Source organism: Paenilisteria riparia FSL S10-1204 (genome assembly GCF_000525995.1).
Lineage (GTDB): Bacteria > Bacillota > Bacilli > Lactobacillales > Listeriaceae > Listeria_A > Listeria_A riparia.
In genome coordinates this window covers 186,495-204,476 of the sequence record NZ_AODL01000004.1, presented here as the reverse complement: position 1 = coordinate 204,476, position 17,982 = coordinate 186,495, and the positions used below count along the sequence as shown (strand labels likewise).

The 17,982-nt window shown below is 40.6% G+C and carries 10 protein-coding genes and 4 pseudogenes; 1 reads left to right on the top strand and 13 read right to left on the bottom strand.

Going from position 1 to position 17,982, the window contains the following annotated elements:
* Positions 1-169: 169 nt before the first annotated feature.
* The 11 genes and pseudogenes from recA to PRIP_RS02970 form a co-directional block, all read right to left on the bottom strand.
* Positions 170-1,195, bottom strand: coding sequence for a recombinase RecA (gene recA / locus PRIP_RS03020; RefSeq protein ID WP_149023742.1), 1,026 nt, complete (start codon positions 1,193-1,195; stop codon positions 170-172).
* Between the two features lie 305 nt (positions 1,196-1,500).
* Positions 1,501-2,766 (bottom strand): competence/damage-inducible protein A, encoded by a 1,266-nt coding sequence (locus PRIP_RS03015; protein ID WP_036099381.1) that lies wholly within the window; start codon positions 2,764-2,766, stop codon positions 1,501-1,503.
* 114 nt (positions 2,767-2,880) lie between these two features.
* Entirely contained in the window at positions 2,881-3,459 is a 579-nt protein-coding gene (gene pgsA, locus PRIP_RS03010; RefSeq protein ID WP_036099379.1) for a CDP-diacylglycerol--glycerol-3-phosphate 3-phosphatidyltransferase, read from the bottom strand.
* A 95-nt stretch (positions 3,460-3,554) separates the two neighbouring features.
* Positions 3,555-4,507, bottom strand: a pseudogene (locus tag PRIP_RS03005) (helix-turn-helix domain-containing protein).
* Between the two features lie 31 nt (positions 4,508-4,538).
* Positions 4,539-5,273, bottom strand: a complete 735-nt coding sequence (ymfI, locus tag PRIP_RS03000) for an elongation factor P 5-aminopentanone reductase (RefSeq protein WP_036099377.1) — start codon at positions 5,271-5,273, stop codon at positions 4,539-4,541.
* 87 nt (positions 5,274-5,360) lie between these two features.
* On the bottom strand, positions 5,361-6,644 hold the full coding sequence (gene yfmH / locus PRIP_RS02995; protein ID WP_036099375.1) for an EF-P 5-aminopentanol modification-associated protein YfmH: 1,284 nt from the start codon (positions 6,642-6,644) through the stop codon (positions 5,361-5,363).
* A pseudogene (gene yfmF, locus PRIP_RS02990) lies at positions 6,637-7,921 on the bottom strand (EF-P 5-aminopentanol modification-associated protein YfmF). The gene yfmH and the pseudogene yfmF overlap by 8 nt, the downstream one beginning before the upstream one ends.
* A 215-nt stretch (positions 7,922-8,136) precedes the next feature.
* Positions 8,137-9,087, bottom strand: a complete 951-nt coding sequence (locus tag PRIP_RS02985) for an ABC transporter permease (RefSeq protein WP_036099374.1) — start codon at positions 9,085-9,087, stop codon at positions 8,137-8,139.
* Positions 9,084-10,139 (bottom strand): ABC transporter permease, encoded by a 1,056-nt coding sequence (locus PRIP_RS02980; RefSeq protein ID WP_036099372.1) that lies wholly within the window; start codon positions 10,137-10,139, stop codon positions 9,084-9,086. The genes PRIP_RS02985 and PRIP_RS02980 overlap by 4 nt, the downstream gene beginning before the upstream one ends.
* Complete coding sequence (locus tag PRIP_RS02975) at positions 10,132-11,667, bottom strand: ABC transporter ATP-binding protein (RefSeq protein WP_036099483.1); 1,536 nt, start codon at positions 11,665-11,667, stop codon at positions 10,132-10,134. The genes PRIP_RS02980 and PRIP_RS02975 overlap by 8 nt, the downstream gene beginning before the upstream one ends.
* 383 nt (positions 11,668-12,050) lie before the next feature.
* Positions 12,051-13,118, bottom strand: coding sequence for a BMP family lipoprotein (locus tag PRIP_RS02970; RefSeq protein WP_036099371.1), 1,068 nt, complete (start codon positions 13,116-13,118; stop codon positions 12,051-12,053).
* Between the two features lie 315 nt (positions 13,119-13,433).
* On the opposite strand from PRIP_RS02970, the gene proG reads away from it, so the two are divergent.
* Positions 13,434-14,243, top strand: coding sequence for a pyrroline-5-carboxylate reductase ProG (gene proG / locus PRIP_RS02965; RefSeq protein ID WP_036099370.1), 810 nt, complete (start codon positions 13,434-13,436; stop codon positions 14,241-14,243).
* 223 nt (positions 14,244-14,466) lie between these two features.
* Here the strand turns inward: proG and PRIP_RS02960 are convergent.
* Together PRIP_RS02960 and PRIP_RS02955 are read right to left on the bottom strand one after the other, a co-directional pair.
* Positions 14,467-16,740 (bottom strand): annotated as a pseudogene (locus PRIP_RS02960) (DNA translocase FtsK).
* Between the two features lie 140 nt (positions 16,741-16,880).
* A pseudogene (locus PRIP_RS02955) lies at positions 16,881-17,798 on the bottom strand (YitT family protein).
* Between the last annotated feature and the right edge of the window lie 184 nt (positions 17,799-17,982).

Below are 17,982 nucleotides of genomic sequence, written 5' to 3'. Positions count from 1 at the left end.
AATTCCTGACAGCGTGTATTTTTCATTTTGACATGTAAAATATACAACTTAATTCTATAGTTCTATGACGCTAATGTCAAGGAAAGCGAAAAGATGTAAACGGAATCAAAAAATGTTCTAAAAATGACTAGAAAACCAGCCAAGGCATGCAAGCCTTGGCTGGTTCATCTTATTCTTCGTCTAGCAAGTTAAATTCTTCTGGTGCTGTATCTTCTTGCATGTTAGGTTTCACATCAATTTCGTACTCTTGACGCACACGTTGCGAGATTTCATCACGGATTTCCGGATGCTCTTTCAAGTATTGCTTCGCGTTCTCACGGCCTTGACCAATGCGTTCTCCATTATAAGAGTACCATGAACCACTCTTATTGATAACATCGATTTCTGATGCCATATCAACAAGCTCACCTTCACGTGAAATACCTTGACCATACATCACGTCAACTTCAGCAACGCGGAATGGTGGCGCTACTTTGTTCTTCACGACTTTAATCTTCGTCTTGTTACCGATAACGTCTGTCCCTTGTTTCAATTGCTCTGCACGCCGTACTTCTAAACGAACAGTAGAGTAGAATTTAAGGGCACGTCCACCTGGTGTTACTTCAGGATTTCCAAACATAACGCCGACTTTCTCACGAATTTGGTTAATGAAAATCGCGATTGTCTTCGATTTATTAATCGCTCCTGATAGTTTACGCAATGCTTGTGACATAAGACGCGCTTGCAAACCGACATGGGAATCACCCATTTCGCCTTCGATTTCCGCACGTGGAACTAATGCCGCAACAGAGTCAATAACTAGGATGTCAACAGCACCACTTCGTACAAGTGCCTCTGCAATCTCTAATGCTTGCTCTCCCGTGTCTGGCTGTGATAACAACAATTCATCGATATTAACACCTAAATTCTTCGCATATGCTGGATCCAATGCATGCTCAGCATCAATAAATGCTGCTGTTCCGCCTTGCGCTTGGACTTCTGCAATAGCGTGTAAGGCAACTGTTGTTTTACCTGAACTCTCTGGGCCGTAGACTTCGATAATACGGCCTCGTGGGTATCCTCCTACTCCAAGTGCGATATCTAATGCTAGAGAGCCACTAGAAATTGTGGAAATGTTATGGTCTGATTGCTCTCCTAATTTCATAATGGAACCTTTACCGAATTGTTTCTCAATTTGTTTTAAAGCCTGATCTATCTAAGGCCGCTTGACGATCACTCACATTATTGCCTCCTAGTCTTTATCTATACTATCTATTTTCTATAAAAACAGCACTCTGTTTTCCTGCTGTTTTTATTGCCTATAGATACTATACCTTATTTTTTAGAGATATACAAGCAAAAAGCGAATATTTGTTCGCGTTTTTTAAAAACAGCTATTTCGCATGAAAATTGGACGTCCGACATGCCTAACTATCATTTTGTCTTGATGCCTTTATTATAGCGGGTTTAGAAGGATTCGTCTAATCTTTTTTTAGGAATAAAACAGCGTATTTCAACCCCTTATTTAGAGGTTTTATTTGTTTTTTCATCCAAAAATGCTTTAATGAGCGCAAAACCTTCTTTCACAGCTCGGCGCCGGTTGTAATTACGGTCGCGTTGGAAGACATAACGATAGGCAAGCGTCGGTTTTCCAACGATGCTAAGTCCAATCCAAACAGTTCCTACCGGATGGCCTTCTAGTGATTCTGGGCCAGCTACTCCAGTAAAACTAATGCCGATATCTGTATGGCAAATGCTACGGACATTGTCGGCCATTTCCATAGCACATGCTTGACTGACAACTCCTTTATTTTCAATCGTTTCGGAAGATACGTGTAACAGTGTTTGCTTCATTTCATTGCTATATGTCACGACGCCACCTTTGAAAATTTTTGAAACACCTGTCGTACCCGCTAGTTCCGCCTGGAAGAGACCTGCTGTAAGGCTCTCTGCTGCAGAAATCGTCATGTCGGCATCCATTAGCTGTTGAATCACCAAATCGACCAGTGTAACCTCTCCTGTGCCGTATATATAAGCACCATCACGCTTGATTATTTCTTCCTCTGTCTCCGCGATTAATCGTAATGCTTCCTCGCGGGAATTGGCGGAGGCCGTCATTCGGATAGTTACTTCATTTTCTCCAGCGTAGGTTGCGATTGTTGGATTTGTTTGTGTGGCAATTAAGTCTTTTAAATCATCAGCTAGCTTGGATTCCCCAATACCGAAAAAGCGCAGAACTTTCGACTCTAAAATTAAATTTTCAGCATCATTTTGGCGTAATAATACAGGTTTGGCATATTGCACGAACATTGGTTGCATTTCAGAAGGTGGACCCGGCAAAAGCATATATGTATGCGCTTTTTGTTGAAATACCATTCCCGCCGCGAAACCGAAATCATTCATCAAAACAGTGGAACCTTCGATGATTTCTGCTTGTCTCTTATTGTTTTCAGACATAGTGTCATTTCTTGTGGCAAAATAAGCTTCGATTTTCTGTAAATGTATGTCGTCATATACAATTTCTTTCGATAAATACTTCGCTAGAATTTGTTTCGTAATGTCGTCTTCCGTTGGTCCAAGGCCACCTGTAAAAATCAAGATATCACTTCTGCTCTCAGCGATTTCAATAATTTGCTGCAAGCGTTCTGGATTATCGCCGACGACTGTATGATAATAAACGTAGACACCACATTCTGCGAGTTCTTTCGATAGAAATGCGGCATTTGAATTCACAATTTGCCCTAATAATAGTTCTGTTCCTACTGCAATAATTTCTGCACTACGCATTGACAACACGTCCTTTCACTTCTCTATACTACAACTTCTTCCTCCAAATTACGAATAGTTGAGTCTAAGCAAATAAAAAACGCACTGCTAAATTAGCGGTGCGCATAATGAAAGTTACATTGATCCTTTAAAAATATTTCGGTTCTTGTAGAAATAATCCCAACCTGACCAAACAGTGAAGAAAGCACATACATAAAGGAAAATCAAATCGATACGAATCCCGCTCCATTCAAAGGGCCAGTTATGTAGTAACATCAACGGGATAGCAATCATTTGGGTGAATGTTTTAATTTTGCCAAGCTGACCTGCCGCCATGACTTCGCCACCTTCGACAAGTAGTAAGCGCAATCCTGTTACAGCGAACTCACGGCTGATGATAATGATAACTACCCAAGAAGGTGCGATATGCTGCTCTACCAGAACGATAAAAGCGGCCGCTACGAGTAATTTATCTGCTAATGGATCGGCAAATTTACCGAAGTTGGTAATCAAATTATGCTTCCGTGCTAAATGTCCATCAAACCAGTCTGTTAAAGCGGCTACAATGAAAATCACTGCAGCAATAACATTCGATACTGGTATTGTAGAATCAAGCCATGTTACCGTGCCAAGACCAAGTGGCGCCACACAAAGAATTACGAAAATCGGAATCAAAATAATCCGAGCAACCGTTATTTTATTAGGCAAATTCATTTATTTATCCCCATTTCTAAAAAAGTATGTAATGCAGCGTGACAACGAATGCCTATCGATTAGGTACATTCATCACCACGCTGTAAAATCCTTACTTATTGTGCGCTACTAGAAGAAGTTCCAGTATCTGTACTTGTTGAATCTGTAAGATTAATCGTTAATTTCTGTGTTATCGCATCTTTTGCTAAATCAGCAACTTGATCATTGATTTTGAAAGTCACAGGCGTTGCATTTCCGATTGTTACTTTCGCCGACTTACTGCCTGCTAAATCGATGGTTTTGGTTTCACCGTCAGCAATTAGTCCGCCGAAAAGACTAGAACCGCTTGCATTGGTTACTTGAATCCAACTTTCCCCACCTGATACGACAAATGTTAATGCTAATTTATCAGCATTGGAGACAGTATATGTCGAAGCACTACCAGATGTTTCAGTTTTGATTTCCATTTTTCTTTAGGTTCCTCTTTTTTTTTGTATTCTGTTGTTGTGTCTTTTTTTGTCGTATCTTTTTTCGTTGTTGTATCTTTGTCTTTCGTGTCGGAGCTTCCTTTTGTTGAATCATCTACTTTCACTGTTTGGTCGCTGTCTGTTGTTGTTTTTACTTCGTTGCCAGATCCACCAGCACTGTAAATTGCGAAATACCAAATAACGAAACCGATAATAACAATAAAGAGTCCAATCAAAATCTTAGGCATAAGCCCAAAAACAGAGTGTGCTTTATGCGGATTATCATTGCTTGGCTGGCTTGCCGCAAGTGGTGCACGGCGTTGCTGCGCTCGGGTAATCTGTTCGTTCACCGTCGCTTCTTGGCTTGTTGCGGGTACCTCGTTCTCAAATTCTTGGAAAAGTTCTTCGCTGTTTAAATCAACTGCTTCTGCATATTGCTTAATAAAAGCGCGCGCATAAAATTTTCCTGGCATTACTGCGTAGTTACCTTCTTCAATTGCGACAAGGTAGCGTTTTTGAATTTTTGTTATTTGTTGTAGATCGTCAAGGCTCAGTCCTTTTGCATGCCTTGCTTGTTTGAGTTTCTCACCTAGTTCGGTCAATTTTAAACACCTACCATTATAAAATCTTTTCTTACCTCATAAACCAGCCGCCGTTTAGTCGCAGTGTCTGTCCTGTCATGTAACGCGCGCCATCGCTCACCAAAAAAGCAACAGCTTTCCCAACTTCTTCCGACTTTGCAAAACGATTCAGTGGAATTTCGGTTAACAGTGCGGACTTCTCTTCTTTACTAAATAGCTGATTCATCTTTGTATCTACCATTCCAGGAGATACTACATTGACGGTTGTACCTGATAAGGCTATTTCTTGCGCCAAAGCTTTACAAAAAGCAATCTGCGCTCCCTTTACAGCCGAATAAGCCACTTCCATCGCTGCCCCAACTTCTCCCCAGATGGAACTAATAAAAATAATTCGTCCAGCCGTGCTCCTTTGCAACTTTGGAAGCAAAACCTGCAATAGTTGCATTGGAACATGCATATGGATATCCCATAAATGCTTCATTTCTAGTTCAGGCATATCTTGAAACAAGCCATAATAACTAGTACCTGCCGCATGTACAAAAACATCTACTTGAAAAATAGATTCTTGCAATGTTGCAATAGCTTCAGAATTAGTAAAATCAGCTTGAATAGGGATAATGTCCACATCGAAATGTCGTAACGCTTCTTGAAGTAACTTTATGGCGGCATCGTTACGATAATAATGTAAATATAGGTGATAACCTTGTTTCGCAAGCGATAACGCGATTTCTTTTCCTATATCTCCACTCGCTCCAGTAATTAGCGCGTATTTCGTATCTTGCATCAAGACGGCAAACTCCTTCTATCCATTTCTTTCATCATAGCATGACTTAACCATAATTGCCATTTATTTTGTTGAAAATTTACCAAGATTTTATTCCGGAATGATTTGGAACGTTGTTACTCGGTCTTCTAAATAAATGCGTTTCAAAAAGTTCTCGACATCAGCAACGGTAATAGCTTCAATCATAGGCAAAATATCAAACAGTGACGCTTCTTCAAAAATATACTGTGAAAATTGATTCGCAATAAATTCAGGGGAATTCAACGAGCGCAAGAACTGCCCCATTTTCTTGCGTTTAATCAGTTCTAAATCGGCTTCGTTAAAACCAGTTTGAATCGCATTTTCCAATGTTTCTTTGATTTTTGATTCTTGTAAATCAGGATCTTTCGCATCACCACCGATGAGTACGAAAGAGAAGCTGTCTTGTAAACTATAATCAAAACCGAACGTATCGTCAATAATACCTTGGTCGTATAAATCTAAATAAGCCGCAGATGTTGTACCAAAAAGTAGTTCTAACATAATATCGCCTGTCATTTCGTGTTGTACGGCTTCTTTGCCGCGTAGCAAACCGATATCTTCTTTAATCGCAACTAGGTTTTTAGCGATTTGGACGGGGAACTTCAATGTCTTTTTAGGAACGGCAACGGATTTTGGTTCGTCTGGGAAATGTCGTTCGATAGCTTTTGCAGGCGCGAAAGTCTTCTTGGCCTGATTGGCACGGACTTGGTCAATCGCTCGTTCTGGATCTACGTTACCAACGATAAATAAAATCATATTACTTGGATGATAGAACGTGTTGTAGCAAAGATATAGCAAGTCCTTATTAATATCGGCGATAGATTCGATAGTACCAGCAATGTCGATTTTTACCGGATGATGGTGGTACATGTTTTCAATTGCACCGAAATAGACGCGAAAATCAGCATCGTCATCATACATTTGGATTTCTTGACCAATAATACCTTTTTCTTTTTCGACAGTTTCTTCTGTAAAATATGGTTCTTGTACGAAGTCCACTAAAGTTTCTAGGTTTTCTTCGACATTTGATGTGCTAGAAAACAAATAAGCGGTACGAGTGAATGACGTGAAGGCATTTGTAAAAGCTCCTTTTTCGCCAAATTTGAAAAAGACATCGCCATCTTCTTTTTCAAATAATTTGTGCTCTAGGAAATGCGCGATGCCGTCTGGAACACGTGTAAAGGTATCTTGACCAAGTGGTACGAATTCGTTGTCAATCGAACCATAATTCGTTGTGAAAATCGCAAATGTTTTACTGAATCCATGTTTCGGTAAGACATATACTTGCAAACCGTTATCTAGTGTTTCGTGGTAAACGGCTTCTTTTAATTGATCAAAGCTTTGTTTATGCATGTGAATCCGCTCCTTTGCTTAAGAAATAAATGGTGTCAAGTTCAAAGGATGCCGCTGCCTTCACAACTTCTTCTTTCGTTACTTCGGAAATGCGTTTTAACCAGTTCGGTAAGTCGAGATTCGCTTGTTTCAATGTGTTATTGTACGCCAACTCGATTAGACCCTGCGCTTGGTCGTTTGCTTCTAGTAATTGATTGGTTAGCATTGCTTTTGTTTGCGCAAGTTCTTCCTCAGTGAAATCACCAGCTTGCATCGCCGTTACTTGTTCTTTGATAATGGCTAACGCCTGCTCGTAGTTTTTCTCATCGATTCCTGCAGAAATGAGCATGAAACCTTGGAATGAGTCCAACCTACTGTGTGCATAATAAGCAAGACTCGCTTTTTCGCGGACGTTGATAAAAATTTTAGAGTTGGAGAATCCACCTAACAAACCGTTTGCTAATTGTAATGGAACGTAAGCGTCATCGCCGAACAAAATGTTTGTGCGGTAGCCAAGTACTAGTTTTCCTTGATTAATTGGTTGGTTTTCTTTTACTGTATTGACTTCTTTTGGATGAACCAGTTCAGGCGCTTCAATCGGACGATACGCGCGGTCGATAAATGGTAAAGCTTTTACGTGTGGGATAACTTCTTCTTTCGCCACATCGCCACAAATAAACAAGTCAATCGTGTCTTCTGCTAAAAGCTGTTGGTAATACGCAAACAACTCCGCGCCTGTAATAGCAGGAATGTCTTCTAAAACACCAGCGGCTCCGTATTTGAAATTCTCATTAGCAAACATGATTTCCGTCAAGCGTTTATTAGCATAGCGGATTTTGTCATCGTAGACACTTTCTAGTCGTTGTGCTAAATTTTCTTTCTCACGCGCTACCGTTGCTTCATGAAAAGCTCCGTCTGTCACATTTGGTTGGAAAAGAATTTCTTGTAATAATGTAAAGGCTTGTCCTAATAAACCGTCACCATCAGGAACGAACTGACCATCCACCATGTCTAATACAGCAGTAAGCACATGCTCATCGCCCTTTTTATCCACGGAAGTATAGAAATTCGCACCGTAAAGACTCGCTAACTCTTTGCGAAAAGCTGTTTGTGTTGGATATTTCTTCGTATTTGTTTCAAGTAATGCCGCAAGCAAGGCCCGCTTTGTAGATGTCGCCCGATCAAGTGGCGCTCTGAATTTTAAAAACAATTTTATTGGATTTGTATTTATCAGAAGGAATAAGTGTGAGTTGAACCGCACCGATTTGTTCTTTGTATTCCTGTTTTTGAGTCGTCATAAAAAAATCCCTCCTTATTTTCCTAAGCTCTGTATATTGTACCGTATACCTGCATATCTACACAAAGAAAAACATCCGAGTTCGGGACATAACCCAAGTAAATCGGCGACAAGCGCTCGATTTGTGTAAAGCGAAATTTTCCATCCTACCCAAAGTAACGGGATAGATGATTTCGCTTTATCTTGAGTTTTATCCAAACCTCGAATGTTTTCGCCTTATTTTCCTTTAATATAGTTGATACCATCTGCTTTTGGAGCTTCGGATTTACCGATAAGTCCAACAAGTGCTAAGATGGTTAGAACGTAAGGCGCTATTTGTAGGTAAACATCTGGGATACCGCTGAAGAATGGTAATTGACCACTGATAATGCTCAAACACTGCGCAAATCCGAAGAAGATTGCAGCACCCATTGCGCCAAGCGGGTTCCATTTACCAAAAATCATCGCGGCAAGTGCCATGTACCCTTGTCCTGAAATCGTTGCATGACCGAAGTCTAGCGTAAATGATTGGGCGTAAACAGCACCACCAAGCCCACCTAGAATACCAGAGATGATAACCCCTTGATATCGCATCCAGCGAACTTTGATTCCCATTGTATCCGCCGCTAGAGGATGTTCCCCAACAGAACGAAGACGCAGACCGAATCTCGTTTTGTAAATAATAAACCAAGAAGCTATCGCCACTAAAATCGCGACATAACTCATAACTGGAACGTTTTTGAAGAAAATATCGCCGATTACTGGAATATTTTTTAGGACTGGAATATCTGGTTTACCGAAATAATATTTGATTTGATCCGTTTGCCCCTTATCATAAAATACTTTGACAAGGAATAATGAAATACCCAATGCTAAAAAGTTAATCGCCACACCACTAATCACGTGATCTGCGCGGAAATTAATCGTTGCTACAGCATGTACCAATGAGAATAGCCCGCCAATAAACATACCCGCAAAAAGAGCAATCCAAGGCGTCCAATCACCAAAAACATGTGCAAATGTTAAGTTAAATACGATGGATGAGAAGGCTCCCATAATCATCATACCTTCGAGTCCGATATTAACAACTCCGGCTCTTTCTGAATAAACGCCGCCGAGCGCCGTAAAAATGAGCGGTCCAGCCATTAACAATGTACTAGAAACAATAATCGCTAACGTTGAAATCATTTTGTTTTCGCTCCCTTCTTCGCAAATTTATCCATTGCCCAGCGAATAATGTAACTGGATGCTACAAAGAAGATAATAAGCGCGATAACCACGTTTACTAACTCATTTGGAACTCCAGCAACAGCAGGCATGTTGAGCGATCCTACTTTTAATGCTCCGAACAAAATCGCGGAGAAGATAATGCCAATTGGTGAGTTACCACCTAGAAGTGCAACGGCAATCCCATCAAAACCAGTACCTGGTGATGTTGGCAAGACGTAAGCTGTTCCATAGTTGCCAAGCCCTTCCATCGCGCCTGCTAAACCAGCCAAGCCACCAGCAATAATCATCGAAATCACGATGGTTTTCGCGACGCTCATACCAGCATATTTAGAGGCGTTTTGGTTAAAACCAACTGACTTCAGTTCATAACCGAATGTTGTCTTGTCAATAACGAGCCACATAATAAGCGCGCAACCAACAGCGATTAAAATCCCCCAGTGAAGCGAGGAGTATTGTGTCATCTCTTGCAAAAATGGAGATTGCAGTGATGCAGAGGCAGGAATTTCTTTTGTTTTGTCCAATTGGTCTGTTAAAATGTTTTGAACGATATAATTGAAAATATAAAGAGCGGTATAGTTCAGCATAATGGTTACGATTACTTCGTTCACGCGTAGAGTTGCTTTTAAAATCCCTGGAATGAACGCCCATACGGCACCAAAGAGGATACCAGCAAGCAGGGCCATTGGTAAGTGAATCCATTTGCTTAATCCATCAAAAGAAAGAGCGACAGAAACGGCACCGATCCAGCCCATTAGTAATTGTCCTTCCGCACCGATATTGAAAAGACCGGCTTTAAAGGCAACAGCGATGGATAAACCGACTAAAATATAAGGAGTTGCTTGACGAATTGTTTCCCCTAAGTAGAAAGAATCTCCAAACGCCCCTTGGAAAAGTGCAATGTAAGCGTCCACAGGATTGTAGCCAAAGAGTAACATGATGAGTGCTCCGAAAAGCAAGCCGAGAATAACGGCTGTAATCGGAATAACAAGGGCTTGTATTTTTTTAGACATGCGATTTCTCCCCCGTTTCCGCTTTTCCTGAACCCGCCATCAGCAGACCAAGTTCTTGCTCAGTTGTTTCTTCTGGCTTCACGATAGCCACAATTTTACCTTCGTAAATAACGGCAATGCGATCGCTGACATTCATAATCTCATCTAGCTCAAAAGACATTAGTAAAACGGCTTTACCTTCGTCGCGTTGCTCGATAAGGCGTCTATGAATAAATTCGATAGCTCCGACATCAAGTCCGCGTGTTGGCTGTGCTGCGATTAGAAAATCAGGATCACGGCTGATTTCGCGAGCAATAATAGCTTTTTGTTGATTACCGCCGGATAATGCTTTTGCCGCTACGTATTCGCTACTTGTACGCACGTCGTATTCTTCTATTAGTTTGCGTGCAAAGCTATACATTTCTTTATGATTCAGAAAGCCTTTACTGGAAATCGGCTTTTTGTAATATGTTTGTAGGGCGATATTCTCCCCAAGTGACATTTCGAGTACAAGGCCATGTTTGTGGCGATCTTCTGGAATGTGACCCAAGCCAGATTCTGTAATGCGACGTGGTTTTTTGTTCTCAATATTTTCTCCTTTTAGAAGAATCGAGCCAGATGTTGTTTTTGTGAGGCCGGAAATGGCTTGGATAAGTTCGCTTTGTCCATTACCATCAACGCCCGCAATACCAACGATTTCTCCAGCACGGACAGTAAGGTTAAGTCCACGAACGCTTTCCACACCACGTGCTTCTTTAACAACCAGGTCTTTTACTTCTAGGACATCTTTGCCAGGATTCGCCGGTGTTTTTTCTGTTGTGAAAACAACTTCGCGGCCGACCATAAGATTCGCTAGTTCTTGCGGATTCGTTTCTGGTACGTTTACAGTTCCCATGCCTTTACCGCGACGGATAACCGTTACACGATCACAAACATCCATAATTTCTTTTAGTTTATGCGTAATCAAGATAATCGATTTACCTTCTTTAATCAAAGTGCGCATAATCGAAATCAGCTCTTTTATTTCTTGCGGTGTTAAAACGGCAGTAGGTTCGTCAAAGATAAGAATATCTGCGCCGCGATACAAGGTTTTTAGTATCTCAACACGTTGTTGCATACCAATCGAAATATCGCTTATCTTTGCATTTGGATCTACTTTCAATCCGTAGCGATCCGAAATCGCTTGAATTTCAGCGAGGGCTTGTTTTTTCTCGATGACACCAAATTTACTAGGTTCTTTTCCTAAAATAATATTTTCAGCAACGGTAAATTTATCAACGAGCATAAAATGTTGATGCACCATGCCAATTCCGAGATCATTTGCTTTATTAGGGCTATGAATCGCTTCTGTTTTACCGTTGACGCGAATTTCGCCACCATCAGGCTCATAAAGTCCGAACAAAACATTCATCAGTGTTGACTTTCCAGCACCATTCTCACCTAGCAACGCATGAATTTCGCCACGCTTTAGCTGCAAGGTAATGTTATCGTTTGCCACAAACCCAGAAAATTCCTTTCTGATCCCTAACATTTCAATAACATAATCCACTGTCTCACTCCCTTTATACAACTAGTTATCCATCTTTATGGACACATTGCTTTTTTTGATGTAAACCGTTTTACAAGACTGAATTCTATGTAAAATAGTCGCTTTTTCTCCTAGCGTTTTTGAAATATGTAGTTTGATAAAAAAGTCATCACCTTATTCTATTTCGAAATGCGTCGTAATGCAATTCATTTTTTGAAAAAAAGTGTAAAAAAAGCGATAATAGTTTAAAAATATGCTTTTTGACCTAATTTGTGCGAAATTAATCCCAGGTCTGTTGACTAAAAACGCTTACAAACCGAACGAAAAAAATAATCACTAATGAATCATTCAGCTATTAATCATAATAAAAGCCGGAAGAAACCGGCTTTTATCGGAAGACATCATCAAGGTTTTTCTGGAACTTTAATGTCGCCATTGATAATTTTTTGTTTGTACTCATCGACTTTTTTTAGAACTTCTTGTGTTAAGTTATCTTGGCTTGGAGAAAGACCTACTGCATCTTTATCAAGACCATATTCGATTTTCTCACCGCCTGGGAAGTCCCCAGCTTTTGCACGTGTTGCTAAGTCATCTACTGCAATATCTACGCGTTTGATTTCAGATGTTAATGTTACGTTATATTCTTTGCCGTCGTTTGCAGTGACAGCACCTTCGTCCCATTGGTCACGGTCAACACCGATTACCCAAACGGCACGTGATGGATCTTTTTTCTTCAAGTTCTTAGCTTCCGCGAACACACCATTACCAGTTGCGCCAGCCGCGTGGAAAATAATATCTACGCCGCCATTATACATACCAGCTGCGATTTGTTGTCCTTTATCTGCTTTTGCGAAATCATTCGCGTATTGCACTTTCACTTCTGCTTTAGGATTAACTGCTTTTACACCTTCTGTGAACCCAGCTTCAAAGCGATCAATTACTGCACCTTTAACGCCGCCAACAAACCCAACTTTATTTGTTTTTGTCGTTAATCCAGCAACTACACCAACCAAGAAAGAACCATCGTTATCTTTGAAACCAATGCTTACAACGTTATCGCGGTCCGTGATTGTGTCATCTACTAATGCGAAATGGTTTTTGGGTTTTTGTTTAGACACATCTTCAATCGCATCTTTTAATTTGTAGCCAATGCCGTAAATAAGGTCATAGCCACTACGAACTGCTGTGTTTAAATTTGTTTTAAAATCTGCTTCAGAAGCGGACTGTAGGTAATTATATCCGTCAGTTCCTTTTTCAAGGTCGTTAGCTTTGCCAAACTTCTGTAAACCTTCCCATGCTGATTGGTTAAATGAACGGTCATCTACCCCACCAGTATCGGTTACCATGGCCACAGTAAATTTATCACTGCCTCCACCACTCTTCTTACTGTCATCTGATGATCCACATGCGCTAAGTACAACACCTGTCGCTAAAATCATAGATAGCGCTAAAGCAAATGTACGCTTTTTCACCTTAAAACCCCTCCCAAGAGATAAAATTATAGCTATTAGCACCCTATAAACGAACATTTAGATATTATGTATGAATTATGTTCCCCTTTTGGTGTATCTAAGCGTTGGTCCTGAAAACGGATACTATAACTACGTTTAATATAACATGGAAAATCAAATAAATAAATATCGAAGCTTAAAATAAATATTCAAAATATATTCGGACTATTCTCACTTCTATGAATGTATAACGCTTGCCAGATGAAAAAAAGATTTGCATAATAGGACTATGTGTAAGAAACGCATAATTTTAAATTAGAGACGAGATGATTTTAGATGAGGATTGGTTTTATTGGTTATGGTAGCATGGCAGATTTATTGACACGTCAATTTTTGGCGCATTCAGATGTGGCAGCTTCAGACATTATTGTATACGCTCGTTCGGCGAATGACAAATTGCAGGAAATGCATGATTTATTCCCTGAGTTGACAATTGCGGCAACGAGCCAAGAAGTGTTTGAGAAAGCTACGCATACATTTATTTGTGTCTTACCACTTGGTGTTTTGCCAGTTTTATTGGATGCAAAAGATTCACTGTCAGCGGATAAACATGTGATTTCGATTGCAGCTGGTGTGAGCGTCGCAGATTTGGCTCACGTGTCGAATCAAGTGCAGTTTAGTAAATTAATTCCTTCTTTAACAACTTCTGTTGGTATCGGGACAAGCTTGGTGAACCATGGGGCGAATGTTTCAGCCGAAAATCAGACCTGGCTTTCGGATATGCTAGGAACGTTCAGTTCAGTTATGGAAGTCCCCGAGGAAAACATCGATTTAGCAAGTGACCTGACGAGTTCTTCTCCGGGCTTTATCGCAGCGATTTTTGAACAATTCGTACAAGCTGCCGTTCGTAAATCAGATTTGGCAGAAGCAGAGATTTTCCAAATGATTAGCCATTCATTAGCTGGTACGGCAAAATTATTGGCAGAACAAGGTTACACATTCGATTCATTGATCAAGCGCGTGGCTACGAAAGGCGGAATTACTGCTGAAGGCGTAGAATTAAGCGAAGCAAAGTTACCTGCTTTCTTTGATGAATTATTAGCCCGCACAGAAAAAAAAATACGACCACCATCACGCAGAAATTAAAACACAAATAGATGAATTGTTTTAAAAATAAGACGCAGGACCTGCAATTTGGCCTGCGTCTTATTTTTATTTCAAATGAAAACCCTGTCCGTGTCTCTGAACATCAGCGTGGGGGCAAATGCCCGTTTTCTAATCCTTTACTTCGTTCACGCTTATATTGGAACTGTAACTCGTTACACGTCGAACAGTTCCAACAAAATGAGCATTTGTCGCCACGCTAAGCCTATTCCGGGGTATCAGTGATGTTAACTCGGCGCGGTTTACTACCTTCATGTGGACCGACCACGCCGCGTTGTTCCATTTCATCGATGATTCGGGCAGCGCGATTATAGCCGATGCGAAATTTCCGTTGTAACATCGAGACGGAGGCTGTTTGCATTTCGCGAACGAGTTCTACAGCTTCGTCATACAATTCATCTTCTGCTTCGTCTGCTACATCAGGAACTTCATCGGGAATCATTTCTTCGTTATACTGTGCTTTTTGTTGCGCAACAACGAAAGATACGATGTCCTCTACTTCTTGATCTGACAGAAAGGCACCTTGAATTCGAACCGGTTTGCTTGCTCCAACTGGTAGGAAAAGCATATCACCACGGCCGAGTAGCTTCTCCGCGCCTCCCATATCCAAGATTGTTCGCGAATCAATCGCACTAGATACGGCAAAAGCGATTCGTGACGGGATATTGGCTTTGATTACACCGGTGATAACGTCTACAGATGGACGTTGTGTGGCAATAATTAAATGGATTCCAGCGGCACGTGCCATCTGCGCTAAACGAGTAATGGCATCTTCGACATCATTGGAAGCTACCATCATCAAGTCGGCCAACTCGTCAACGATGACAACGATGAATGGGAGTTCTGCTTGCTTCGCTTCATTTTGCTCGTTATGTTGGCGAACATGTGCGTTATAGCCTGCCATATTACGGGTTCCTGTATGTGAAAATAAATCGTAACGTCGCTCCATTTCGGATACTACTTTTTGTAATGCTTGGGCAGCTTTTTTGGGATTGGTTACGACGGGGGCTAGTAAATGTGGAATACCATTGTACACATTTAGTTCAACCATTTTGGGATCAATCATCATCATTTTCACTTCATGTGGCTTCGCTCGTAAAAGGATACTTGTGATAATACCGTTAATACATACAGACTTACCACTACCCGTCGCACCTGCAACTAGCATATGTGGCATTTTGTCTAGGTTTGCGACAATGGCATCACCAGAAATATCGCGCCCTAAGGCGATTTGTAACTTCTCATCAGGTCGGTCGTTTGGATTGTTCTCCAACACTTCACGGAGTGCCACCATAGCGACCGTTTGATTGGCGACTTCTATCCCGATAGCCGATTTTCCTGGGATTGGCGCTTCAATGCGGATATCTTTAGCGGCGAGTGCCAAGGCAATATCATCACTTAAACCAACGATTTTACTTACTTTCACGCCGACAGATGGTTGCACTTCGTATTTCGTTACCGCTGGGCCTAGATGTACTTGCGTTATTTTTGCTTTCACGCCAAAGCTTTCGAATGTGGACTCTAATTTTTGCGCGTTCGCTTTGATCTGGTCGTATTCTTTGCTTTGGTCAGTTGGTTTTGCTGGAGTTAGGAGGTCGATTGGTGGCAACTGATAGATTTCATTCTCGAATGATTCTTGCTGGAATGTTATCGGTGCGACTTCTTCCTCTTCTTTCGGTTCTACTACTTCTTTCTTCACGGGTTCTTGCGCTTTCTGGAAATTCGAAATGATTGGTGGCAAGCCCGATTCTTTCTGCTCTTTCACTTCTTCTACGATTGGTTCTGCTTCAATGACTGGTTGTTTTTTCGGTTTAGGTGCTTTTTTTGGGTTTTTGGCTTGCGGTTCTTCCCTTTTTCAAATAAGTGTTGTAGTTGCTCGAATGCGTGTGTTAGAAAGGCACCAACTTTGGAAAAAGCTGTTTTTAATGGGATTCCGGTTAGTAGCGATAAGCCGTAAAGCACGATGATTGTTGCTAAAATATTCGTGCCGATTCGGTCGACTAAAAAATATGTAATGGCTACAATGCCCGAACCGATAATGCCTCCGCCAACATTGTCAATTTGACTTGGATGCAAAATGTTCTGCGTTAATAACTTCCACATCGTTGCAAAAACAGCGGAGCCATCAGCCATCACGTGTGAGACATACCACATTTCTATAAATGTAAGCAAACCAATAAAAATCAAATAACAGCCTAAAAGCCGCCTTGTAAACAATTGTGGAAATTTTCCTTTGAACACAAAATACACACCTAAGATAGTTAATCCGGCAAGCAACACGATTGCCAAATTACCTGCGACAAACTCACCTAGTGCATAGACTAGTCGACCGATAAAACCAAGATGAAATATGCCAATGAGACTTAGTCCTGCCATAATAACGCCGCTTATTTCAAAGGAGTAAGATTTTGCTGTTTGTTTTTTTCTTTCTCGTCGTCTTTTTTGAACGCGAGGTTTTTTTCTTCGTTTGATTTGCCAATGTCTCCACCCTATCCTTTTTTTGCTCGTTTTATTATAGCACAAACGAGACGATTATTCCTCCACCTTTAGTATGAAATACGAAAATATGTTCTTATTAAAAAAAGACATTTCCGGTAATGGAAATTGTCTTTTTTGCAATTATAGGTGTGGTGTTCGCTTTTTCATCATTTTTCCGCCTCGCACTTCGGACATACTATTACCGACTGCATGAAGGCTTCGGGATCAATGTCATCTAAGATGGAAATAAGCTTAGGTTCTTCAAAACGAGATATAATAACAAAAATCACTTTTTTTTATGTCGCCTGAATAGCCACCGGTTGCATCGATATATGTTACTCCTTTACCAAGTTGCTCGATAATTTCATTACCAATTTTTTTATGATGATGACTAATAATAAAAGCGCTTTTCGACTCGTCTAAGCCGCTAATGACGATGTCGATTACCTTGTATGCCAGGAAATAAGTGATAAGCGAGTACATCGCTCGATCCCAATTAAATACAAGTCCTGCAATTAGGAAAATAACAATATTAATCGCCATAATAATTTGTCCTGTGGAAAAAGGCGATTTGCCATTAATAATAATCGAGACAATTTCCGTACCATCAAGCGCTCCGCCGTTACGAATGACAATGCCCACACCTAGTCCCAAGGTCACACCACCGAACACGGTTGCCAGTAGTAAGTCGTCGGTTACAGGTTCAAAATCATGCAAAATTAATGTGACTGCTGACATGACTGCGATACCATACAGAGTAAACAATGCGAAGTGCTTGCCAATTTTGCGATAACCGATAATGAAAAAGGGAATATTTAAAACAAAAGTTAGCACACCGAGTGGCGCTGGGGTCAGTTGGGAAATAATGATAGAAATACCAACAATGCCGCCATCTAAAATTCGGTTATTTACTAAAAAAAGTTCTAAACCCACACCCATCAAAATGGCACCTAAAGTAATCATCAAAATTTTGTAGATAAGCCATTTTGTTTTGTTCCTTCTTTTTTGAAATACATCATGCACTACTTTTTCTTCTAGTGTAGCATCTGCTGATTGCAATCCCCTTCACTCCCATGCTGTTTTCTCATTCTTAAATTATACCATACAATAATGGTCGGCAAAATAATTATTTCATAAATTGAACTACTTTTATGGCTAAATTGCTCAATTTTTCTTGCATATGTAGCGATATGTATAGTATCATAGACAATGCGCAAACTAGGAAATTCACTTTTCCAATAAA